We start from the raw sequence: 22,705 nt of genomic DNA, 5'->3' as shown, positions 1-22,705 counted from the left end.
TTATACCGGATAAGTTCTTGAACAACTTTAAACCCTATTAAACGTTAAACAACCTTAAACCTTGTCAAATCTCAAAAAAACAAATCAAAATGAGCTATTTAGAAATCAAAAATTTAGAAATATCCTTCCCAACTCCCAAAGGGAAATATACCGCTGTACGTGATATTAACTTATCCATAAAAAAAGGCGAAATCATCTCCATCATTGGTCACTCCGGTTGCGGAAAATCAACCATTATGAATGCCATCGCCGGAATGCTGACTCCCACCGGAGGTTCAGTAGAATTAGACGGGAACACCATCAAAGGACCAGGCCCTGATAGGGGTATAGTGTTTCAAAACTACTCCTTATTGCCTTGGTTGACGGTTCACGAAAATATTTTCCAAGCTGTTGATTCGGTAATGAATTGTTCCAAAAAAGAAAAACACGAGATTGTAGATGCCAACCTAAAAATGGTGAATCTTTTAGAACATCGAGACAAATTGCCGGGCCAATTATCCGGAGGAATGAAACAAAGAGTGGCTATCGCGAGAGCTTTCGCCATCAATCCTGGAGTACTACTTTTGGACGAACCTTTTGGAGCTTTAGATGCCTTTACCAAGAGTTCTATGCAATTGGAAGTGTTGAAACTTTGGAATCTCAACAATCGTGATAAAACCATTATTATGATTACGCACGATATTGAAGAAGCTTTGTTTTTATCAGACAGGATTGTAGTGTTAAAAGACGGCCCATCGGCTACGATTAGAGAAATTGAAGAAGTGCATTTGCCAAGACCAAGAAACAAAATTGAAATCGTTAAAATGCCAGAATACATTGAGTTGAGAGATCGTTTGCTTCACTTATTGACCGATACTTTTTCCATTGAAGATATGGGAATGACCTATAAGAGTTAGTTTCAATTCTATTTAGTGGTAAAAATCCTTGCGTTGTTTAGACCATCAGCAAGGATTTTTTTTTGATGTAAAGTAGCCATGAATGGAATAGACTTTAGCTCGTTCAAATGTTTTTTGTAGCATTTGAATAGGGATTGACAAAAGCTTATTTCATTCGAATGTTGTTGTTTATGAGGAGATTGAATAGGAAAGGGCTTTAGTCCATTCTTTAAAATCAAATGTCAATTAGGTTTTAGTCAAAACCAACTTGATTTCAGCTAAAGCTTTTTTTATAATTGTTTTGTGTTAAGTGAAAAGAAATTACTGTAAATCCTATCTTTTTTAAATGTGAAAGGAGCATAAGCCAAAAAAAGGAATAAAACTATATCCAGTCTCTGGTACAATTTTATTCCTTAGCTATTTAAGTGTTATTCTAGGATGTAACTAGTATTACGATTTTTTGGTTTTAATGGCATATTTTACCACCAAAACAAGGAGTCCGGTAATCAAGATAATGAGTCCAAGAGTATAAAAGGCATTGGTGTAGTCAATTAATTCTTTGGTTTTTGAAAGCCCATTGGTATCAACTACTTCTTTTGTGAATTTGACAGCTTTGGCTTTAAACAAAAAGGCAATTAACATAGCGCCAATATTTCCACCAGCTCCAACAATGCCAGCAACACTACCAACAGCCTTTGGGTTAATAAAAGGCACTAGGCTATACGTAGCGCCATTCGCCATTTTTAGGCTCATCCCGAAAAGAAACATTAAAAAGATCGCTAGACCAAGCTGTTCTGTTAAACCAAAGAAAATAATACCAATTCCCTCCACAATCAAAAGTAATGCAAGTAGTAAATTCTTTCCAGAGAAACCGTATATTTTGCCTACTTTATCGGCTACGATTCCGCCTAAGGGTCTGGCAAAAATATTGATCATACCAAAAATTCCGGCGCATAATCCAGCTGTTTTTAGACTAGCTCCAAATGTATCCGTAAAATAAATGGGAGCGAAATTGTCAATCGTAATTTCAACACCAAAACAAGCGGCATAGGCAACCGTCAAAACCCAAGTACGGTAATCTTTTACGGCTAACATAAAGGTGTTTTCTGTGGTTTTATTTGCCATTTCTAATTCCTTGTAATTCCCGTTAGGTAAATCTTTGGTATACTTTACATAGATAAAAGCACAAATTAAAAGTAACACCCCTGGCACAATCATGGCGTATCTCCAGCTATCTTCGTGAGTACAAAATCCCAGTCCCACAAAACCAGCCGCTAGTAATGGCATGATGCTGTTGGCTAAGCCAGCACCAGCATTTCCAAAACCTCCAGCTGTGGCGTTCGCTGTTCCTTTAATTGAAGGGGCAAACATCACCGAGGTGTGAAATTGAGTAATAACAAAGGAGGCTCCAATCACACCGATGGCCAATCGAAACAGTAAAAAACTTTCATACGACTGTGAGGTACCTATTAATAATACGGGTATGGCACATAGTATTAACAGCCAAGTATATACTAATCGTGGTCCATAAGCATCCACCAGTCGGCCTATAAGAAGTCTTGCTATAATGGTTGCCGAAACTGAGGCGATTTGAATATTGCCCAGTTGATCTTTGGTCAGATGTAACTGTTCTTTTGCTAAGGGCATCAGTGAAGCCATGCCAAACCAGGCAAAAAAACTAAAAAAGAAGGTAAGCCAAGTAATGTGGAAGGTGCGCATTTGGATACCTTTACAACTAAAAATGTTTAAACGAGTAAGCGGTTGATTCATTGTAATTGAGCTCATGTTCGAAAGGTTAGTGGTTTTACATTATTTTACTACGTAGACAAAATCCTTTTTTTAAGTATTTTGTTTGTTTTTACAGCAAAAATAATGACGAACAGAAGATAAAAACCTGCGAAAACGCAGTTTATATAAAATAATTACGTATTAATACTTAATTTTTGATAAGTATTTTATTTAGGTTGTTCTAATTGTGTGGTTTGTAGCGAGAATATGCTGAATAAAGTCAAAAAAGAAATAGCGGTTTTTTCTTTTTTACTGGTCAATTCTTTTAAAAAAAAGGGAACAGTTGTGATGCATAAGCGCAAAAAAAAGTGGTAAAAATTACCACTTCTAATCTTATATCGATACGTTTATTTTCTAATTTAAATCAGTGAAAAGTCTTTGGCTTTATTGGCTAATTCGATAAGGTTTTTAACTTTTAGCTTTTTCATCAAATTAAAACGATGTACTTCTGCTGTTCGCTTACTTATGGATAGGGCTTCGGCTATTTCTTTGTTTCCATTACCAGAAAGTAATAATCTTAAAATTTCTTTTTCTCTTTTGGTAATTATACTCTCTTCTTCCAAATTTGGTTTTGGTTCAGATGCTAAGGTATTTGGACTATTTATAAGTTGATTGATTAGGATGGAGGAGATGTCACCGCTAAAATATTTACCACCATTGGCTACGGTATGTAAAGCTTTTAGAAATTCTTCTTTGCTGGCACCTTTTAATAAATAACCATCGGCTCCTGCTTTGATCGATTGTAGAACATATTCTTCCGATTCATGCATAGAAAGGACAACGATTTTTACTGGATTTTTTTCTTGGCGAATCTTTTCTACGACTTCAATTCCTGTATAGTGCGGCATTCTTATGTCTACAATAAGTAAATCAGGTTTTTCGGTAGAAACTACAGTCAGGGCTTCTTGGCCATCGGTAGCTTCACCAACAACGATAATATTGCTTTCATTTTCTAGCAATGATTTGATGCCATCACGAACAAAAACATGATCATCTGCTAATACTACTCGAATGGGATTATTCATAAGTATTTTGTTTGGTTATAAGTACAATTAACTAATACGTGCTGCTAAGATACGTATTTTTTTATTATTCTTTTACGGGGTGGTGGGGTTCTGCCTGAAAGGTTCTTTATCTTTAAAATTTAACCGCAAAGTGCGCAAAGATTTACGCAAAGAACGCAAAGTTGTACGTAAGGATCGCAACGTTTGTTTAATTTTTAATCTGTGAAAATTTGAGTAATCTGTGTCTTGAGTATTTAACCGCAAAGTGCGCGAAGATTTACGCAAAGAGCGCAAAGTTTTTTCTTTTAATTGCATCTAATTTTTTAATCTGTGAAAACCTGAGTAATCTGTGTCTTGAGCATTTAACCACAAAGTGCGTGAAGTAGTAAAACATTTAAGGAATATGCAATTGCAATCTTGGTTTGGCTTAGTGATTTCTTCGTGTTTCGTTGTGGTAAAAGAAAACAAAAAACTTAAATAGGAATATTAAAAGTTATTCGAGTACCCTCATTAGGAATCGAGTGGAGGAATACACGACCATTAATATATTGTACTCTCTCTTTCATAAAAACCAAGCCCATGCCGGATTCGCTGTTGCGTTTTTTTTCTACCTTTTGAATGTCAAATCCTTTTCCGTTGTCGTCTATAGTGATGCTTAAAATATTTTGACTGTGAGATAATTGTACTATGATATGGGTAGATTCGGCATATTTTATTGCGTTGTTTATGGCTTCTTGCGTTAATCTGTAAATGTTGATTTCAATCAAGGAATCGAGTCGTTGGTCAAACTGGGTTTTATTGTAAAACGAGATGTTTTTTCCTGTCAATTTAGAGAGTTCTAAACAAAGTTTTGTCAAGGAAGAAACGATACCGTGGTCGCTCAATTCAGGAGGCATTAGGTTAAAAGTGGCAGTTCGAACGCCTTTAATGATGTCTAACGACAATTGCTTCAAATAGTCTATTTTTTGTGCGGCCTTTTCTTTGTCTTCTAGGTTGATGCTTTCTAAACTAAATTTTAATCCGGTCAACATTTGTCCAATGCCATCATGGATTTCTTTGGCGATTCGGTTTTGTTCGTTTTCTTGATTTTCAATAATCTTACTCGAGATTATCTTTTGTTGATTTATTTTGGCATTGCTGCTTTCAATATTTAGGCGTTCCACTTCTTGTTCTGCCTTTTTACGTTCTGTAATATCGAAGCAAACAATTAACAGTTCGGAAGCCCCTTTTTTTATAGTTACGGGAACCATCGAAAGATCTAGCCAAATGGTGTGGCCTTCTTTGTTGGTAAATGTAATTTCACCTTGCCATCCACTTCGGTGTTTTTCGGCAATAATACTATCAATCGCGCTTTGCTCTTTTTCAATCGCCGTGAGTACTTGAGAGAAACGTTGATTGGTTTGTGAACGATTATAATGTAGGAGTTTTGAGAACTTTTCACCTATATGAATCAAGATGCCATTGGGTGCAACTCTACAATACAGTAAAGTATTTTCCATGGCGTAGTTCAAGGATTTGAGTTCTTTGACAGAGTTTTCTTTTATTTCGCTCAAAACTTCGGTATTGTAGGCCAATTTTAATGCTTTTCGTTCTGAAGTGAGCAGTTTTGATACCAACATCTCAATTTTTTTATTGGTCGGTTTAAAAATGAAAAGAAATTCTAAAACCAATACCAGCAGTGTAAAAAGCAATATACCGTATTCTGTTTTGCTCTGGAGGGTTACTTTTTCTAAAGCTTCTTGGTCGTATTGTTCTACAATTTGGTTCATTTTGGTCAAAAAGATACGCTCATTGGCCAAAACTAGACCTAAAAGTTTTTGATGTTTTTCTGTATTTGCTACGCTATTTTTACTTTGCAAATACTGTTGACTTGCCAAAATCATGGCTTCGAAGTTGGGTTGAATGGATTGGTACAACTCGTTTAAAAGCGTGCTTTTTTCTTTTGGGAAACCTAATTTTTCATTACCATAGACTAGAGCCTCGTGATTGAATTTCCATTTGACGAGTATGGAATCAATTCTATTTTTTTCGATGTCAATTTTGGAAGAATCGGTTATGAAATGGAGAATCAAAAGTTCTTTGGTTAGTTTTTGACTCAACATTCTTTGTTTTCCCGAAGTGTTGATGATTTTGGAATCACTTAATTGTCGGTTGAGGTTGTATTGTAAAATAAACTGACTTACCAAAACGGTTAGCGCGATGGTTAACAAGGCAAAGAGATACAATCTCCTTAAGTTTTTGAAGGAAATTGAATCTGTTGCGATGTCGTTTTTTGGGCTAGCCATAGTCAGTTATAAACCTAATGCGTCTTTGATGAGCGCTAAAGATGATGGAGAAAAAGACAAGGTAAGAGCGGTTTGCTGTCCTTTTTCAGACATTTTATTCCAGGTTTTTACAATGATGTTTTTGAGTTTTTCTGTATCGTGTTTTTGAACAAAGTCCTCTAAATAATATTCTAAAAAAACCAAGCAAATGACATCTTCTAATAATTGGGTCTCTGCATCTTTTTTTAATAATTTTTTTTCAATCAGAAAGCAAACCCGTTCGATAAATGCATTTTCATACCCCACTTCTTGCAGAATTAAAGTGATTTTAGAGGCGTGAAATTTTTTTAGTGCTTCTCTCCATTTTAAGTAGCCCACCCGGTCCATAGGATAGGAATTTCTGGCGATTTCCCAGCGACAAATGTGTTGGGCTTTAGCCGCAATTTGCAACTCCTCTGAGGCATTAGGAGCAAAGTCTAATAATCGGGCTAACATTCGGTTAGAATACAATAATTCTTTGGCAATTAACGTGTCAGCTACCCTTTCAGTATTGGGATCTTTTGCATTGGCAGCATCGATACGTTGCAAGGCATTTTGAAAACGAAGACGATTCATTATTAAGGAAATTAAGTGTGCATTTGTAAATGGATACTATTTTTAAGCTAGTCGAAAAAAATTACGGCATTTTCGCTCAAATATACATAATTAATCCAGAAAGCCAACGAAGACCTCGTCACCTTCAATCTTTACTGGGTATGTTGCAATTTTGTAATCGTCTCCGTTTAGGTTGCTCCCGTCAATAAGAGAAAAGGTTTTTTTGTGCATTGGACAGGCTATTTTTGGAACGCCGTCAGCTGATCCTGTCATACCTCTCGATAAGACCATTTCCATTTTGTGTGGACAAGCATTTTGGCAAGCATACCAAGCATTTCTTCTTTCAAAATTGAAAACAGCAATTTGTTTGTTTTTGTATTTAATACAGCCACCTCTATTACTTGGAAAATCTTTAATGTTTCCTGCTTTGAACCAAATTTTTACATTTTCGGTAGCTACTGTTTCGTATTGATTTAATAATTCTTCCATATTTTTTTGATTTAAATAACGCTATACTCTTTCCAAGTTGAATAGAGGGAGGAAAGAGGTGGCGTTAAAGGGAAACGTTATTTTTTATATTTTTTACCAAGGTCTTGGCATTTTTTGATCTCTTAAAGGAACAAATTCTATGGCATCATCTTTCTCGTCAGTATTCACAAAATGACTAAAACGCTTTAAAAGCCTTGGTTTTTCGAGCACTTGCTTCCACTCGCATTCAAAAGTACCCACTAGTTTTTCCATTTCATTTTCTAAAGTTTCACAGATGCCAATGCGATCGTGAATGATGATTTCTTTTAAGTAATCCAAACCTCCATCCAACTTATCTAGCCAGGTAGCAGTTCGTACTAGCGGGCCAGCGGTGCGGATATAGTACATCAAGAAACGATCGAGATATTTTATAACGGTTGCTTTATCTATTTGTTCGGCCAAAAGTACGGCGTGTTTTGGATTTGCCCCTCCATTGCCGCAGATGTAAAGATTCCAACCTCCTTCTACTGCGATTACGCCAAAGTCTTTGCCTCTTGCCTCGGCGCATTCTCTAATACACGCCGAAACGCCTCCTTTGAGTTTGTGTGGGGCCCGAATCCCTTTGTATCGGTTTTCGAGTTCAATAGCAAAGCCAGCGCTATCGTCCATACCGTAGCGACACCAAGCATTGCCTACACAGCTTTTAACTGCTCTTAAGGATTTGCCATATGCATGACCACTTTCAAAACCATTTTCTATTAAAATTCTCCATATTTCGGGTAAATCGCCTACGTGGGCGCCAAATAAGTCTACTCGTTGCGCCCCAGTAATCTTGGTGTACAAATTAAATTGTTTGGCTACTTCACCAATGACGATTAGTTTTTCTGGTGTGATTTCACCTCCTGCTACACGAGGTACAACAGAGTAAGTGCCGTTACGTTGAATATTAGCCAAAAAGCGATCATTGGTGTCTTGGGTCGTAACGTGTTTATTGGCAGTATCATTATAGATACTAGAAAAAATGGAGGCGACTACCGGTTTACAAACTTCACACCCATCTCCGTTGCCATGGTGGTCGATTACTTCGTAGAAGTTGACATATTTATTGATCTTCACCAAGTCAAATAGTTCTTGACGAGTATAATGAAAATGCTCACATAGGTTTTCTTTTACTTCTTTTCCAATTGATTTTTGAGCTGCTTTTACCAAGTCCACCACCATTGGTTTACAGCCACCACAACCCGAAGTCGCTTTGGTGAGTTTGACTACATCCGAAAGAGTTTCGCAACTTCCTTCTGTGATGGAACAGCAAATGGCGCCTTTGGTTACGTTCTCACACGAACAGATTACAGCTGTATCAGGCAAATCCATTGCGCTACCCATAGTGTTGCTTTCGCCTCCTCGAAATCCTAGTATTAAATCTTCTGGATTGGCAGGCAAAGCCAAAGCATTGTTGTAAATCTGAAACAGCGCATTATAATCGGAGGAATCGCCAACAAGAATACCGCCAAGTAAGGTTTTGCCGTCTTTGGTGACATTGATTCTTTTGTAAATGCCGTTGAATTTATTTTCGTAAACGATGGCTGTCACCTCTTCATTTTCTATGAAAGGATCACCAAAACTCGCCACTTCCACACCAATTAACTTTAATTGTGTCGACATGTCGATGGTGTCTCGCATCGTTTTTGAACCTTTGAGTATTTGTTCTGCCGCTACATCGGCCATTTCATATCCGGGTGCGACCAAGCCATAAATCATGTTGTGGTATAACGCTACTTCTCCAATAGCATAAACAAAAGGATCCGATGTTTGCATTTGATTATTGACTACAATTCCTCCACGATCACCAACAACTAATCCAGCGACTCTTGCGAGTTCGTCACGTGGTTTGATTCCAGCAGATATGACTAGCATGTCTACTTTAAGTAGTTCATCGTTTGCAAACATCATCCCTTTGATACAATCTTCTCCATCAATATATTGTGTCGCTTTATTGAGATGGATACCTATGTTGAGCGCTTCGATTTTAGCTTGCAGCATATTACTAGCGCCCTGATCCAATTGTCTTGGCATTAATCGAGGGGCAAATTCTACCACATGAGGATTCAGTCCAAGATCTCTGACTGCTTTCGCAGCCTCCAGTCCTAGCAAACCTCCGCCAAGTACAGCAGCTTCAGTAGCACCTTTGGTTTTTATCTTTTTGGCATAGGCCATAATGGCATCTAAATCTTCGATAGTTCTGTACACGAAAACGCCTTCTTTTTCTACCCCTTTTATAAGGGGAACAAATGCAGCGGAACCCGTTGCTAGTACTAAGTAATCGTACGTATATTTTTTGCCAGTATGTGTGGTTATGGTCCGATGGGTAGTGTCGAGTCCAGTGACCAATTCAGAAGTATTCAATACAATGTTCTGCTCTTTGTACCATTCTGCTGTGGATAAGGCTAAATCATCAGCACTCTTGCCACTGAAATATTCGCTTAAATGTACGCGATCATAAGCTCTTCTCGGCTCTTCGCCAAAAACAGTGATTTCATATTTTTCTTGCCCCGATTTTGAAACAAATTTTTCACAAAATTTATATCCCACCATGCCGTTACCGACTACAATTACCTTGATCATAACTCAATAATTAAGTATTACAAAGCAAATATAAGTATAAATACTTAATTAAAACCTATTTTACGTATTTTTTTTACGTAGAATTAAAAAAGGTTACTTAACTTTTAAACTGCTCAAGGTTGAGTGCAAAAGTTCAAGATGTGTGGTAGTGACGTCAGCAAGGAATACTTAAAAAGATTCCCAGCAATTGTTATAAAGTTAAAAGTAATAGTGGCTAATAAGAGAAATCAAGTTTCTAGGAATACTTTCTTTTGTAGATACCCAAATGTGTATTGGTTTAGAATTAGGGAAACGGTAGTGAATCAATATCTTAAAAATGTATCTCCCGTTTTTAAACCCAAAGTCAATTCTTCGAGGGTGGTATTTTCTAACATATTAGAAAGATCGTTTCTGATTGATTTGAATTTATCATGCATTGGGCACGGATGTTCTTCGGAACAAGTGGATAAGCCTAAGCCACAACCTTTAAACACACGATCACCTTCTAACGCATTTACTATTTGCGAAAGTTTAATTTGTGACAAACGTTCTGTTGGGATTTCAAATCCGCCTCCGACTCCTTTTACAGAATCTATCAGTTTGTTTTTGGTTAAAATTTGCATGATTTTGGCCGTAAAAGCTTCTGGAGAATCTATTTTTTTGGCAATATCCTTTAGCCCAGATCTTTTGTTTTGATGCGATTCTGATGCCACAAAAATTGCAGCTCGAATGCCGTATTCAGTAGTTTTTGAAAACATAGCACGTTTTTTTCAAATTTATGATTTAATAGCCTCCAAAACGAACAAAGGAACCCAAAATTAGCATTGAAATCCCAATTATTGTAACACATAAAATATGCAAAGCCATTTCTGGTAAGTATTTTATGTTATTATTGAGTTTAGGGAGTACTTTAAATTGAGCACTCAAAGCAAAGAGTAGGGTTGCAAATAATAAAAGCAATTTAGTCGATACGACTTTTTCTATTGGTGTTGCAAATTCAAACCAATGCTCAATGGTCACTCCATATTTATATGCCATTAAAATCCCTGACAATACAAGTAATATCAAAGACAGCATACCTATTGGTTCATACTTTTTTTCATAATTCAAAATATAGTTTTGATTTTTTTCTTTAATGGCTCGTGGTAAATACGATGCAACCAATATCAAATGACCGCCAACCCAAACAGTAGCGCTCATTAAGTGAATAATAAGTAATAAATGATGGTTCATTATATTTTTATTTTACAAAGAAAACAATTGATAGTAACAGAAAGGATTCCTGAAGGCAAAAAAATACTCAGTGCAAAAAGTAGATGAGGATAAAATGGCAAAATTCCATTTTCTAAAAATTGCCAGATTCCTTGAAAAAAAAGTACAAGCTCTGTTGAACAAAATCCAATGATGATAAAGAGTATACCTAACTTGTATAGTTTAGTCTCCTGATGAAAGAAGGTGCTTTTGGATAAAAATGCAAGAATGAAAAAAGTAATTATTCCCAACATCGACAAATGAATATATCCAATTATAAAAGGTCTTATATTGTGAATTGTTTTACTCATTTCAGGGTAAAGTAGTATACCTTGTAATCCTAATTTTAACAATAAAGAAAAAAATGCCAACTGATACATTTTTTTTTCAAGTTTTGTATTACTAATGAAATACGTTTGGATTCCATTGGCGTGCATTTTTATAAAACAATAAATTGCAATACATAGAAAAACTACACCTAAATTATTTAAATAATACAATATAGGGTGGGTTAGGGACCAACTTATAGGTAGCGAAAATGTAAGTAGTGTTCCAAGAACAAAGCATAAGTAAAACAAATTGAAAAAATTTTTCTCTAGCTTAATGTTGCTAATTCTAAGCAGCAAAGCTATTACTGCAAACAAAAACCAACCATTAAACTGAAAGTGCAGAAAAAACTGAATGGCAATTTGATAAAAGGCACTTGCTTTTCCCATTAATCCCACAGCAGGGCCTAAACACCAAACTCCTAATGTTGAAAGTATCATAAAAAGTAATGCTGTGTCAAGTAGTTTTTTTTCTGGGTATTTGGTGTTTTTTGTTTCTTTCCAAAATATGTAGGCAAAGAAATAGCTACAAAAAATATGGAGTGTGGAGAAAAAAATCGATAACATCGCATAGCCTTCTATTGGAAAATCAATCATCATACCAACTACCGCAATTTCGGTTGTCCAAAATAAGCGATTAAAAACTGGTTTTTCTTGACTCTTTTTTGGAATGAAATAATGTATTATAAGACAAGAAATCGATAAATAAGTCCAACCAAGCAAGGCAATATGAGAATGCCCATGAACTAAAAATTGAAAATTTATAGAAGGGATGGGACTAAGATACATCCACCGTAAGATTAGTCCCATTATGGCTGCCACAAAGAAATTAATCAAACAAACAATTAACCATGTTTTTTTCATAATGACTAAATACAGAAAGCCCCAAATGCCATCAGTTCATGAAGGAGTAATTGGGGCAAATCAAAGAATTAAGATTGAGCTATGAAGTCTTTTTCCAGAGCAACAGCTGCTGGAAATAAAATGTTGTTTTCTAAATGAATGTGTTTGTGAAGGTCTTGTTCAAATTCTTGAAGCATAGCAAAAGTTACTTTATAAGTGTTACAAGCATCAGCTGGAGGAACGTAATTAGAAGTTAACATAGCAATTTTTCTAAAACGTTCTCCTTCAGTATCATGTTCATGCTTCATCATCGCAATTGGATTTTCGACTGTTCCGAAATGAGGTTGGGAGATGAGTTGATCTGTAAGTGTAGCTTCTACCATTTTTTTTATAAATGGGAATAGTATTAATTCTTCTTTTTTCATATGTTGCGCCAATTCACCAGAACAGCCAATGAATAATTCATTAATCTCGAAAAGTTCTGGATGATGTGCACCGTGCACTTTGCAAAGTTTACTCAAAAATGGTAATAAGACTTGTGTTTTCTCTACTACATAACGATGATGTGTCTTTTCTATATAGTCTGCTAATAAATCCAATGGCCAAGATTTGAAATCAATGCTGTTGTCAGTTTTACTTTCTAAAACAGTTTTAATTTCTGCAAGTATGGTTTGGCTATCTGCCCCTTTTTTCTCGCTTGCTTCTTCGATAGTTCGATTGCCTTTGCAGCAAAAATCTATACCAAATTTTGAGAATACTGCTGCCGTTCTAAAATCTTTCGCTACAAATTCTCCTATTGTTGTGTTTTCAATGGTGTTCATAATGATACGTTTTAATTGGGTACAAATATACATATAATTTTTAAATAAAAGATAAAAATATCTTTTATTGTTTTTTATTGTAAGTTATAGATTATCAGATTGGTTTTGTTTTTTATCATTACTAAAAAGAATGTATTTAATTTATGATTTTTATCATGTTTTTACTCTTTAATATACTCTTAATTTGCTGCAATCAAATAAAAGATAATTTTGTCTTTTATTGTTAATCAAAATTCAATACTAATAAAAACCATTTATTATGCTTTCAAAATCACAAGCTCGAGCATTTTTTCTGGGAGGAACTTTGGTCACCTTTTTAATCTTCATAGGATTGACCATTTATTCGTTTATGCCTAGAAATGATCAAACTAATTACAAGGCTATTACTAAACAAGTAGCCAGAGGAAAAGAACTTTGGGAATCCAATAACTGTATGGGGTGTCACACTATATTGGGAGAAGGAGCCTATTATGCGCCTGAACTTACTAAAGTAATAGATAGAAGAGGAGAAGGGTATGTTAAAGCTGTTTTGATGTCGCCTGTACCTTGGGCTCCAAATGGTCGTAAAATGGTTGTTTATAATATGGGAGAACAAGATGCAGAGGCAGTTGTTGCTTACCTAAAGTGGATTGGCAAAATAGATTTGAATGGGTTTGACCGTGTGGTTTCACCTTTAGCGAAAGAGAATAATTAATAAATAACATAACAATTGAATTCACTATTGAAAACAAGTTTACGTTTATCATCATTATTTGATAAAATCCGGGTCAAAATTGAATTCTAACAATAAAAATACAAATATGAAATATCAATCACAAAAAGTAGCCTACTGGTTTTTTGCACTATGTATGCTATTATTTTCCTTACAGATTATCTATGGTTTTATAATGGGTTTTGACAGAATTGGAATCCAAGGATTGCATGACATTATTCCTTTTAATACCGCTAGAGCAGTGCATACTAATTTACTAGTAGTGTGGTTACTAACTGGTTTTATGGGAGCAGCTTATTACATTATACCTGAAGAAGCTCAACGTGAGTTAATTAGCGTGAAGTGGGCTTACATTCAACTGATTTCATTGGCTGTTGTTGGAGTTGTAGCTATAGTAGGATTTCATTTAAACCATTGGGAAGGACGTAAATTTTTGGAGATACCAAGAGAATTAGATTTTCTAGTAGTTATAAATGTTCTCTTATTTTTAGGTTTGATTTTGGGAACTTTATTTAAAGCCAAACGAAGAACTACTACAGCATTGGTTTTATCAATGGGATTGCTGTTTGCTGCCTTGTTGTATTTGCCAGGAATGATTTGGTTTGACAGCCAAGTAGTGGATTCTTTTTTCCGTTGGTGGGTTGTGCATTTGTGGGTTGAAGGTGTATGGGAATTAATTATGGGAGGTATTCTTTCCTATTTATTAATCAAATTGACAGGTGTTGATAGGGAAGTGATTGAAAAGTGGCTATATGTGATTGTTGGGTTAACGTTTCTTTCAGGAGTTTTAGGGACAGGACACCATTATTATTACATAGGAGTTAATAAGATTTGGTTAATCATTGGTGGGATTTTCTCTGCATTAGAACCTTTAGCTTTCTTGGCTATGGCTTTGTTCGCAGTCAATATGTATCGCAAAGGCGAAAAGAGTCATCCTAATAAAATTGCATTATTCTGGACTATTGGCTCGTCTATAGTTTCCTTTGTGGGGGCTGGTTTATTAGGTTTTGCACATACTCTTCCGCAAACTAATCTATATACTCACGGGACATTGGTTACTGCTATGCACGGGCATTATGCTTTTTGGGGTGCCTATGCTATGATAGTTTTAGCAATTATTAGTTATGCATTGCCCAATGTAACAGGTCGAAAACGATACCAAAGTAATACGGGAATGGCTGCTTTTTGGTTGTCAAATATTGGAATGTTAGGGATGACTGTTGCATTTGGAGTCGCGGGAGTGGTGCAAGTCTACTTGGAGAGAAAATTAAAAATGGAATTTATGATGGTGCAAAATGAAATAAGTATTCACTTCGTTGTATTGCTCATCTGTGCGACAATGTTTACAACCGGAATTTCATTGTTTATTTATGATTTTATAAAATATGGCCGCCCAACTAATGAAGCATTGAATGAACGGTAGTTTTTTTTAATTGAAAATTTTATAACGTTATTTTAATGATAAATCCAGTTTTAAGCCATAGGATTTAAATTTAATTAGAAGTGTATATGAATTATTTAGGGATATAAAAGTTTTTTTTACTCAATAAAATAGATACATATAATATAACGATTCCATTTTTAACCGGAACGTTTGGATAATCGTTTAAGAATTTGCATTTCCATAGAGTGATTGTTCTACGTTTCGGTTTTTTATAATAATAAAGAATATGCTAACAGATAATTTAATAAAAATCCCATATTACCAAGCTACAGGTAAAGAGACAGAAATCTTTGTTCATTCCTATCGTAACAAAATTCCTTTTTTGTTAAAAGGTCCTACAGGAACAGGGAAGTCTCGTTTTATTGAGTTTATGGCACATCAGTTGAATAAAAAATTGATTACCATTAGTTGTCACGAAGAAACGTCTTCCACAGATTTGATTGGTCGATTCATCATTAAAGGAGCCGAAACGGTTTGGTTGGATGGTCCATTGACAACAGCTGTAAAAGAAGGTTCTATTATCTATTTAGATGAGATAGCAGAGGCTCGACCCGATGTTATTGTAGCTATTCACTCTCTTACTGATCATCGACGCCTGCTATTTATAGATAAATTAGGAGAGACTATACAGGCGCATGATGATTTTATGCTCGTAGCTTCTTTTAATCCAGGTTATCAAAGAGGTTTCAAAGAGCTTAAACCCTCAACTCGTCAACGATTTATTGCAGTTACTTTTGATTATCCAGAACCAAAAATTGAAACAGAAATCTTAGTCAATGAAACTAATATTGACAGCGATACTGCCAAAAAACTAGTCGCAATTGGCAATAAAATTAGAAACTTAACCGAATTAGGACTGACCGAAACGGTTTCAACACGACTTTTAGTAGATGCAGCCAAAATCATCCACAGTGGATTGCCAAAACGATTAGCCGTTCACGTAGCGGTTGTAGAACCATTAACAGATGATCTACAGACTATAGAAGCTTTGAAGGATTTATGTAATCTGATGATATGATCCCCCTAACCCCCGAAGGGGGAATTATAACTTAGAAAAATATGTTGTGTTAATAATGTTTTTTAATAATTTAAATCCTATTGACCCCTAATAGGAGTTCCCCCTTCGGGGGTTAGGGGGCTTATTATGGGTTTCGAGATAGATGAATATTTAGTTGGGAAGTTTTTCAAGCATTTAAAAAGCAGAAAAAAAATAAGTCCCGAAATAGAAGCCAGAACGGTGACTCTTGCAGAGATAAAATCGCGTCTGACCATAATGGCGCGTGCTTTGACTGGAAAACCTATCGAAATATTTCCTGCCGAAAGAGAGGGAGGATACAAAAACAATAATTTTTTTCTGCCGATTTCCTTTGCTGAATTTCCAACTTTGGAAGAAAACCTTACTTTTTATCATTTTCGAATGCTTTATCTCTGTGTACAACAGCGGCTGAACTATAATTGGACATCTGAAGAAATAGAACCTGAATTGGCTCTTTCACAACAAAAAGCATTGGAAACATCCGATACTGTTCTTGCGATTTTGTTTCAGGAGTTTTCTATTGGCGAATCCTTTTTGGCGAAAGCCAAAGATTATTTTATCCAAAAATCAGATGCTAAAAAAGGTCCTGAGTTCTCTTGGCTTTTTGGCAAATGGATGAAAAATGAAACGGTAGTAGATAGCGAGAATCTATTGCAAAACTTCTCGGACAAGACCAAAAAACCTAATGAGATTCAGCCTTTAACGACGCTTAAAGCAAAAGCTGTTGAGGAAGTTATCACGGTGGAACTTGACAAAAAACAACAAGAGGATTATGTGATGTTGCATAATTTTGAGAAAGTAGAAACTGCTGAAGAATTCAATGGCAATTGGCGTGATTTTGACGGATCGGATGAACTCGAAGAGCATCAGGACGCATTGGAGGAACTCAATATGAAATACAATGTGCGTGTAGATGATACTGTGCATTCGGTTTATCTATCCGACTTTATAGAAAACACCACAATATCCGAAAGTGCTGAGGTAGATGAAAAAGGATTTCATCATAAATATAATGAATGGGATTGCAGTAAAAATAGTTACAAAGAAAATTTTTGCAAAGTATATCCAAAGTTGCAGTTAAAAACAGATTCCGATTATTACAAAAGAACAATAACCAAGAATGCCTCCACTTTGATGGGCTTGCGTAAAATGTTGACAAACGTTAATAACAAAATGCAACAGCAAAAACGCCAACCTCAAGGCGACGAATTTGATATCGATGCCATAACCGATTTGTATGTCGATGTGCATTCTCGAAAAACACCATCCGATAAAATTTATCTTGCGAATAGAAAAATAGAAAAGGATTTGTCGATACTGATCCTATTAGACATTAGCCTTTCAAGCGACGGATATGCTGCAGGAAATAGAGTCATTGATGTAGAGAAAGAAGTTTCTATTTTGTTTGGAGAAATCCTGAACGAGTTTAATATCGATTTTTCGATAGATAGCTTTTATTCCAAAACCAGAAATTATTCCACTTACCTAACGGTTAAAGATTTTGACGATAATTGGAATGTCGCCAAACATAAAGTAGGAGCTGTTGAACCCAATGGTTATACTAGAATAGGAGCGGCTTTGCGTCATGCAGGAGTGCGCCTCGATAAGCGAAGTACCAAAAATAAATGGGTAATACTCATTTCAGACGGAAAACCCAATGATTATGATAAATATGAAGGTAAATATGGGGTCAATGATGTAAAACAAGCCCTTCGCGAACTCAATTCAAAAAATATTAATTCCTACGCCTTGGCCATCGAAGCCGAAGCCAAATATTATTTGCCACAAATGTTTGGACAAAACCACTATCAAATTTTGACAACTCCCGTTGAGTTGCTACAATCCTTAGTGAAATTATATGAAAAGATAAAACACCAGAAATAAAATTAAACATATAAGTCATATAAGATTTTTTGAGCTTGATATATTATGAAAACTTATATGACTTATATGTTTTAAAATTTAATTATAATGACAGAAACAATTAATACCACAGCATTGCCGGAAGGACATCCCGTTTCGATTTACTTTCAGGAAAAAGAAATTATCAATAGCCTTTTGGAAGAAATTAAAGCGGTAAATCCTTTGAAAGATTTACCAAAATACACCAACATATTCAATCAATTACTTACAATTGAGAAACGATTTGCCCGCAAAGAGAATCAGCTTTTCCCTTTTTTGGAAAAGAAAGGTTGGGTTGGTCCATCTCAAGGAATGTGGTCGTTTCATGATAATTTGCGAGAGCAATTTCGATTGATTCAGTATTATCTAAAAATGAATAATCCCGAAAGAATAGCAACAAATACTCCTTTTTTGGTAGAGGGTATTTACCGATTAATTGGAGTTGAAGATACTGTGCTTTTCCCTAATGCATTAGATATACTTACCGAAGAGGATTGGATACAAATGCGAAAAGGCGAAGAAGAAATTGGTTGGATGTTGTCTCAAACACCACCGCCTTTCCCAAAAGTGGAATATGTGCATCCAAGTGAGGATTTCACCATCAGAGAAATGCCATTTTCATTGGAAAACACTTCGCATTATGATGAAGGATACATGACTGTAGAACAAGTGAATTTGCTTTTCAGAACAATGCCGTTGGATTTAACTTATGTGGACGAAAATGATAAAGTGATTTTTTATAATAGAGGCGAAGAACGTGTATTCCCAAGAAGTGCTGGAATCATTGGTCGAGAAGTAAAGTTTTGCCATCCTCCAAAAAGCGTAGGAACGGTGCTTAAAATTTTAGAAGAATTCAGAAAAGGAACTCAAAACGAATCGTCTTTTTGGATTAATTACAAAGAACGCCTGATCTATATTCGCTATTTCGCCGTTAGGGATGCAAATAAAAACTACAAAGGGGTAATTGAGATGTCTCAAGATATAACAGATATAAAGAAAATTGAAGGAGAGAAAAGATTATTGGATTGGGAATAAACAGGAATCAAACACATTGAATGATTGAGTTTTAATTTAGAAGGCTATGTTTATTGAAACTTTAAGAGTAACTTATGGAAAGATTAAAAATAAATTATAAGAATTTCTACTATCCTCCTGGCGGAATCCTAATGTGGATTATCATTTTCTTAGAACTCATCACTTTCGGAATGGCATTGGTTGCATTTGTCTATTATGGGAGCGAGAACTCGACCGTATTTCATCAATCTCGATTAGAATTAAATACCACTTTTGGTGCGGTGAATACTGTTTTCTTATTGACAAGTGGTTTTTTTATGGCTAATGCGGTGCATTTATTCAAAGAGAAAGAAGTTTTGAAATCATCGGTATATTTTAAGTTGGCTATTTTGGGTGGGTTTTTATTCTTGGCATTAAAAAGCGTAGAATATTATCATAAAATTGAAAACGGAATTACATTAGACACTAATATGTTTTACACTTTTTATTGGTTATTAACAGGTTTTCATGTTATTCATGTTATTATTGGAATGGTTATTTTGGCTTGGACCAATTACGGAATGATAAAAAAAAAATCGGATACTGCTATTGAAGATGTAGAAGGCTGTGCGGCTTTTTGGCACATGTGTGATTTGATATGGTTGCTCCTATTTCCAACTCTTTATTTGATGTTTTAAAAAAAATGAAAAAATCACTTCTCTCAGTTTATGTTATTTTGTTATTCCTAACCTTGGTTTCGGCAGTAATTTCAAGTGCTTCTTTCCTTTCAAAAACTATTGTTTTGCTGCTAATGGGATTAGCGGCAGCAAAATTTATATTGGTTGCTTTTCATTTTATGGAATTAAAAAAGGCACATATCTTTTGGAAAACAACCCTTATAGTTACATTATTCTTGATTATGTCTATAATGATATTGCTGAAATAATTCATAACAAAACGTTAAAAACATGATAATTGTCATTTTTTAAATAAAATAGCTATTTTAAATTTACATTTACAATAAAGGATGAATTTATCCTTTATTATAACTCAAACCTTTACAACCCAAAAAATGAAAACAAATTTTAGTATTCGCAATCGTTATCGATTACTCCCATTGCTTTTTATGGCGTTATTTTTCTTTTTTTCTTGTTCTAAAAAAGAAAAGGAAGCTCAAGATTATCATGATATAAAAATTGAAGGACAAAAAGAAGCAGAACTAACTGCACCACCCTTTGTGCCAAAACCTGTAGGAGATCGCGCTGCCACAAAATTGGTAGTCAACATGGAAATTAAGGAAGAAGAAGGCGAAATGCTCGATGGTGTAAAATATACCTATTGGACTTTTGGTGGATCGGTTCCTGGAAGTTTTATCAGAACTAGAGTGGGAGACGAAGTAGAGTTTCACTTAAAAAACCATCCCGATAATAAAATGCCACACAATATTGACTTGCATGCGGTAACAGGACCAGGTGGTGGTGCAACTTCTTCACTGGTTGCTCCAGGTCATGAAAAAGTATTCAATTTTAAAACTATAAATCCTGGTTTATATGTGTACCATTGTGCTACAGCTCCCGTTGGAATGCACATCGCAAACGGAATGTATGGTTTGATTTTGGTGGAGCCAGAAGGAGGATTACCTCCTGTTGATAAAGAATACTACATCATGCAAGGTGATTTTTATACCAAAGGGGCCTATGGAGAACAAGGATCTCAACCCTTTGATATGAATAAAGCCATCAAAGAACAACCTGATTATGTGGTTTTCAACGGAAAAGTGGGTGCTGTTGCTGGTGACAAAGCCATTACTGCCAAAGTAGGTGAAACAGTACGTATCTATATGGGTAACGGTGGTCCAAACTTGGTTTCTTCTTTTCACGTAATTGGTGAGATTTTTGACAAAGTACATATAGAAGGAGGGGACATGATTAATGAGAATGTTCAAACAACCCTTATTCCAGCTGGTGGTTCTGCTATTGTTGAATTTAAAGTTGATGTTCCTGGGACATTTATTTTGGTTGACCACTCTATCTTTAGAGCTTTCAATAAAGGAGCTCTGGGAATGTTAAAAGTAGAAGGGGAAGAAAACAAAAAAATCTATTCAGGTACGACTCAAGAAGGAATCTATTTGCCTGAAGGCGGAACCATTCAAAACATGCCTAAAGAAAACGGAACTGCCAAAAAAGTAGCTGCAAAAACAGTTCCTGAACAAATTAAATCAGGTAAAGAATTGTATGGTAGAACGTGTTTTGCTTGCCACCAACCCGAAGGACAGGGAGTCCCAAATGCATTTCCTCCATTAGCCAAGTCTGATTTCTTGAATGCTAATCCTGATAGAGCAATTAGTGCTGTATTGCATGGATTAAGTGGTGAGGTAGTTGTAAACGGCAAGAAGTTTAACAATGTAATGACAAGTCAAAACTTAACCGACGACGAAGTTGCCGATGTATTAACGTATGTTTATAGTAGTTGGGGCAACAACAAAACGGTTGTGACTCCTGCCAAAGTTAAAGCAGTTAGGGCAAAACCAGCTCCAAAGCAAACGGCAGCTCACTAATTTGTAATCTTATAATCTAAATATTAATTCAATGAAAAAGTATGTTTTAAGTGCAGCTATGCTAGTGGTAAGTTGCTATGGTTTTGCTCAAAATGCAGCCAAGGGAAAAGGAGTTTATGACAAAGTTTGTGTGGCTTGCCACCAGCCAACAGGTCAGGGAATTCCTGGTGCATTTCCTCCGTTGGCCAAATCAGATTATTTGAACAAAGATGTTAATCGCGCCATAAAAGGAGTAGTAAAAGGACTATCAGGACCTATTACAGTAAACGGAAAAAAATTCAGTGGAGCGATGCCAGCACAAGCGTTAAGCGATCAACAAATTGCAGATGCATTGACTTATGTGTATGCAAGTTGGGGTAATAATAAAACAGTGGTTACACCAGCTATGGTAAAAGCCCAAAGAAAATAATACAGATCCAGCAAAAATGTTTTTCAATGATATCCTTTAAAAAAATATTTATCTTCATTTTATTCTTCATTGATTATACTTTTTATGCTCAAAATGTAAAAATGGCTACCATAAATAGGGGGGCTTTTGTCCCCCTCTATGGTACAACTTCAAAAAAACCAGTACAAGTAGCTTCTTTTAGTATCGATATATATCCAGTTACCAATGCGCAATATCTTGCATTTGTAAAAAAAAATCCAGCCTATAGTCGTTCTCAAATGAAAGCCCTTTTTGCCGACAAAAGTTATCTCTATCAATGGCAAGGTGATTATAATTATGGTAAAAATAACTTGGAAAACGCTCCTGTGACTAATGTTTCTTGGTTTGCTGCCAAAAAATATTGCGAGTGTCAAGGGAAACGATTGCCTACTATGGACGAATGGGAATATGTTGCTATGGCTGATGAAAAACGTATCGATGCCCGTGCCAAAGAGGAGTTTAATAAATACATTATGTCTTGGTACGAAAAACCCAAAACCTATTTAAATCCGATAGGGAAAACCTATAAAAATTATTGGGGAGTGTATGATATGCATGGTTTGGTTTGGGAATGGACAGCCGACTTCAACAGTATTTTTCTTTCTGGTGAGTCTCGAAAAGATAAAGCTACCGATAAAAATCTCTTTTGCGGAAGCGGTTCGGTAAATGCTACCGATTTGATGAATTATGCCGCTTTTATGCGTTACGCTTTTAGGGGGAGCCTCAAGGCAAATTATACAACTAAGAATTTAGGTTTTAGATGTGCTAAAGATAAGTAGTATCCAAATCTATAAAAACG

At 35.6% G+C, this 22,705-nt stretch carries 20 protein-coding genes and 1 pseudogene; 11 read left to right on the top strand and 10 right to left on the bottom strand.

All coding sequences use genetic code 11. The features are described from left to right. Nucleotides 1-89: 89 nt before the first annotated feature. Entirely contained in the window at nt 90-896 is an 807-nt protein-coding gene (locus ACZ1AQ_RS12930; RefSeq protein WP_463339693.1) for an ABC transporter ATP-binding protein, read from the top strand. A 429-nt stretch (nt 897-1,325) separates the two neighbouring features. Here the strand turns inward: ACZ1AQ_RS12930 and ACZ1AQ_RS12925 are convergent, their stop codons facing one another. From ACZ1AQ_RS12925 to ric, 10 genes are all read right to left on the bottom strand, one after another. Next, nucleotides 1,326-2,660 (bottom strand): MFS transporter, encoded by a 1,335-nt coding sequence (locus ACZ1AQ_RS12925; RefSeq protein ID WP_489633294.1) that lies wholly within the window; start codon nt 2,658-2,660, stop codon nt 1,326-1,328. A 362-nt stretch (nt 2,661-3,022) separates the two neighbouring features. Then, nucleotides 3,023-3,688: a response regulator transcription factor gene (locus ACZ1AQ_RS12920; RefSeq protein WP_463339695.1), complete on the bottom strand. Its 666-nt coding sequence runs from the start codon at nt 3,686-3,688 to the stop codon at nt 3,023-3,025. 452 nt (nt 3,689-4,140) lie between these two features. Then, on the bottom strand, nt 4,141-5,952 hold the full coding sequence (locus ACZ1AQ_RS12915; protein WP_489633293.1) for an ATP-binding protein: 1,812 nt from the start codon (nt 5,950-5,952) through the stop codon (nt 4,141-4,143). A 6-nt stretch (nt 5,953-5,958) separates the two neighbouring features. Beyond that, nucleotides 5,959-6,546 carry a DUF4202 domain-containing protein gene (locus ACZ1AQ_RS12910; RefSeq protein WP_489633292.1) on the bottom strand — a complete coding sequence of 196 codons (588 nt, stop codon included), beginning with the start codon at nt 6,544-6,546 and terminating at the stop codon, nt 5,959-5,961. Between the two features lie 90 nt (nt 6,547-6,636). After that, entirely contained in the window at nt 6,637-7,014 is a 378-nt protein-coding gene (gene nirD / locus ACZ1AQ_RS12905) for a nitrite reductase small subunit NirD (protein ID WP_159686525.1), read from the bottom strand. A gap of 93 nt (nt 7,015-7,107) precedes the next feature. Continuing rightward, nucleotides 7,108-9,615, bottom strand: a complete 2,508-nt coding sequence (gene nirB, locus ACZ1AQ_RS12900; RefSeq protein ID WP_489633291.1) for a nitrite reductase large subunit NirB — start codon at nt 9,613-9,615, stop codon at nt 7,108-7,110. 302 nt (nt 9,616-9,917) lie between these two features. Next, nucleotides 9,918-10,352, bottom strand: a complete 435-nt coding sequence (locus ACZ1AQ_RS12895; protein ID WP_438067301.1) for an RrF2 family transcriptional regulator — start codon at nt 10,350-10,352, stop codon at nt 9,918-9,920. Nucleotides 10,353-10,377: 25 nt separating this feature from the next. After that, complete coding sequence (locus ACZ1AQ_RS12890; protein WP_438067347.1) at nt 10,378-10,830, bottom strand: copper resistance protein CopD; 453 nt, start codon at nt 10,828-10,830, stop codon at nt 10,378-10,380. Beyond that, the gene (locus ACZ1AQ_RS12885; RefSeq protein WP_489633290.1) at nt 10,827-12,035 is read right to left on the bottom strand and encodes a hypothetical protein; all 1,209 of its coding nucleotides are present in this window, start codon (nt 12,033-12,035) and stop codon (nt 10,827-10,829) included. The genes ACZ1AQ_RS12890 and ACZ1AQ_RS12885 overlap by 4 nt, the downstream gene beginning before the upstream one ends. Nucleotides 12,036-12,103: 68 nt before the next feature. After that, entirely contained in the window at nt 12,104-12,835 is a 732-nt protein-coding gene (gene ric / locus ACZ1AQ_RS12880) for an iron-sulfur cluster repair di-iron protein (RefSeq protein WP_489633289.1), read from the bottom strand. Between the two features lie 259 nt (nt 12,836-13,094). Between ric and ACZ1AQ_RS12875 the strand changes: the two genes are divergently transcribed. The 10 genes and pseudogenes from ACZ1AQ_RS12875 to ACZ1AQ_RS12830 all read left to right on the top strand — a co-directional run bounded on the left by ACZ1AQ_RS12875 (nt 13,095) and on the right by ACZ1AQ_RS12830 (nt 22,685). Further along, nucleotides 13,095-13,529 carry a c-type cytochrome gene (locus ACZ1AQ_RS12875; protein WP_438067298.1) on the top strand — a complete coding sequence of 145 codons (435 nt, stop codon included), beginning with the start codon at nt 13,095-13,097 and terminating at the stop codon, nt 13,527-13,529. Between the two features lie 106 nt (nt 13,530-13,635). Continuing rightward, a complete protein-coding gene (locus ACZ1AQ_RS12870; protein WP_489633288.1) occupies nt 13,636-14,970 on the top strand; it encodes a cbb3-type cytochrome c oxidase subunit I in 1,335 nt (444 codons plus the stop codon). Between the two features lie 247 nt (nt 14,971-15,217). Continuing rightward, entirely contained in the window at nt 15,218-16,009 is a 792-nt protein-coding gene (locus ACZ1AQ_RS12865; RefSeq protein WP_489633287.1) for a CbbQ/NirQ/NorQ/GpvN family protein, read from the top strand. Nucleotides 16,010-16,135: 126 nt separating this feature from the next. Further along, entirely contained in the window at nt 16,136-17,911 is a 1,776-nt protein-coding gene (locus ACZ1AQ_RS12860) for a nitric oxide reductase activation protein NorD (protein WP_489633286.1), read from the top strand. 87 nt (nt 17,912-17,998) lie between these two features. Continuing rightward, nucleotides 17,999-18,964 (top strand): DUF438 domain-containing protein, encoded by a 966-nt coding sequence (locus ACZ1AQ_RS12855; RefSeq protein ID WP_438067294.1) that lies wholly within the window; start codon nt 17,999-18,001, stop codon nt 18,962-18,964. 74 nt (nt 18,965-19,038) lie between these two features. After that, on the top strand, nt 19,039-19,620 hold the full coding sequence (locus ACZ1AQ_RS12850; RefSeq protein WP_489633285.1) for a cytochrome c oxidase subunit 3: 582 nt from the start codon (nt 19,039-19,041) through the stop codon (nt 19,618-19,620). Nucleotides 19,621-19,625: 5 nt separating this feature from the next. Next, nucleotides 19,626-19,868: a cytochrome C oxidase subunit IV family protein gene (locus ACZ1AQ_RS12845; RefSeq protein ID WP_342692032.1), complete on the top strand. Its 243-nt coding sequence runs from the start codon at nt 19,626-19,628 to the stop codon at nt 19,866-19,868. 126 nt (nt 19,869-19,994) lie between these two features. Beyond that, nucleotides 19,995-21,479 carry a copper-containing nitrite reductase gene (nirK, locus tag ACZ1AQ_RS12840; protein ID WP_489633284.1) on the top strand — a complete coding sequence of 495 codons (1,485 nt, stop codon included), beginning with the start codon at nt 19,995-19,997 and terminating at the stop codon, nt 21,477-21,479. Between the two features lie 85 nt (nt 21,480-21,564). Further along, a pseudogene (locus tag ACZ1AQ_RS12835) lies at nt 21,565-21,888 on the top strand (c-type cytochrome); the annotation flags it as partial. A 26-nt stretch (nt 21,889-21,914) separates the two neighbouring features. Next, entirely contained in the window at nt 21,915-22,685 is a 771-nt protein-coding gene (locus ACZ1AQ_RS12830) for a formylglycine-generating enzyme family protein (RefSeq protein WP_159686494.1), read from the top strand. The last annotated feature ends 20 nt before the right edge of the window (nt 22,686-22,705 follow it).

Source organism: Flavobacterium sp. UM26, assembly GCF_057922445.1.
The sequence above is the reverse complement of the archived record's forward strand: the minus strand, read 5'-3'. Positions and strand labels throughout refer to the sequence as shown.

Bases quoted from the DNA above. Each gene is read 5' to 3' on its own strand.
- ACZ1AQ_RS12870 (WP_489633288.1), top strand. From the start codon at position 13,636: ATGAAATATCAATCACAAAAAGTAGCCTACTGGTTTTTTGCACTATGT.
- ACZ1AQ_RS12875 (WP_438067298.1), top strand. From the start codon at position 13,095: ATGCTTTCAAAATCACAAGCTCGAGCATTTTTTCTGGGAGGAACTTTG.
- ACZ1AQ_RS12860 (WP_489633286.1), top strand. From the start codon at position 16,136: ATGGGTTTCGAGATAGATGAATATTTAGTTGGGAAGTTTTTCAAGCAT.
- nirB (WP_489633291.1), bottom strand. From the start codon at position 9,615: ATGATCAAGGTAATTGTAGTCGGTAACGGCATGGTGGGATATAAATTT.
- ric (WP_489633289.1), bottom strand. From the start codon at position 12,835: ATGAACACCATTGAAAACACAACAATAGGAGAATTTGTAGCGAAAGAT.
- ACZ1AQ_RS12865 (WP_489633287.1), top strand. From the start codon at position 15,218: ATGCTAACAGATAATTTAATAAAAATCCCATATTACCAAGCTACAGGT.
- nirK (WP_489633284.1), top strand. From the start codon at position 19,995: ATGAAAACAAATTTTAGTATTCGCAATCGTTATCGATTACTCCCATTG.
- ACZ1AQ_RS12930 (WP_463339693.1), top strand. From the start codon at position 90: ATGAGCTATTTAGAAATCAAAAATTTAGAAATATCCTTCCCAACTCCC.
- ACZ1AQ_RS12885 (WP_489633290.1), bottom strand. From the start codon at position 12,035: ATGAAAAAAACATGGTTAATTGTTTGTTTGATTAATTTCTTTGTGGCA.
- ACZ1AQ_RS12910 (WP_489633292.1), bottom strand. From the start codon at position 6,546: ATGAATCGTCTTCGTTTTCAAAATGCCTTGCAACGTATCGATGCTGCC.
- nirD (WP_159686525.1), bottom strand. From the start codon at position 7,014: ATGGAAGAATTATTAAATCAATACGAAACAGTAGCTACCGAAAATGTA.
- ACZ1AQ_RS12850 (WP_489633285.1), top strand. From the start codon at position 19,039: ATGGAAAGATTAAAAATAAATTATAAGAATTTCTACTATCCTCCTGGC.
- ACZ1AQ_RS12925 (WP_489633294.1), bottom strand. From the start codon at position 2,660: ATGAGCTCAATTACAATGAATCAACCGCTTACTCGTTTAAACATTTTT.
- ACZ1AQ_RS12920 (WP_463339695.1), bottom strand. From the start codon at position 3,688: ATGAATAATCCCATTCGAGTAGTATTAGCAGATGATCATGTTTTTGTT.
- ACZ1AQ_RS12895 (WP_438067301.1), bottom strand. From the start codon at position 10,352: ATGTTTTCAAAAACTACTGAATACGGCATTCGAGCTGCAATTTTTGTG.
- ACZ1AQ_RS12830 (WP_159686494.1), top strand. From the start codon at position 21,915: ATGATATCCTTTAAAAAAATATTTATCTTCATTTTATTCTTCATTGAT.
- ACZ1AQ_RS12845 (WP_342692032.1), top strand. From the start codon at position 19,626: ATGAAAAAATCACTTCTCTCAGTTTATGTTATTTTGTTATTCCTAACC.
- ACZ1AQ_RS12915 (WP_489633293.1), bottom strand. From the start codon at position 5,952: ATGGCTAGCCCAAAAAACGACATCGCAACAGATTCAATTTCCTTCAAA.
- ACZ1AQ_RS12855 (WP_438067294.1), top strand. From the start codon at position 17,999: ATGACAGAAACAATTAATACCACAGCATTGCCGGAAGGACATCCCGTT.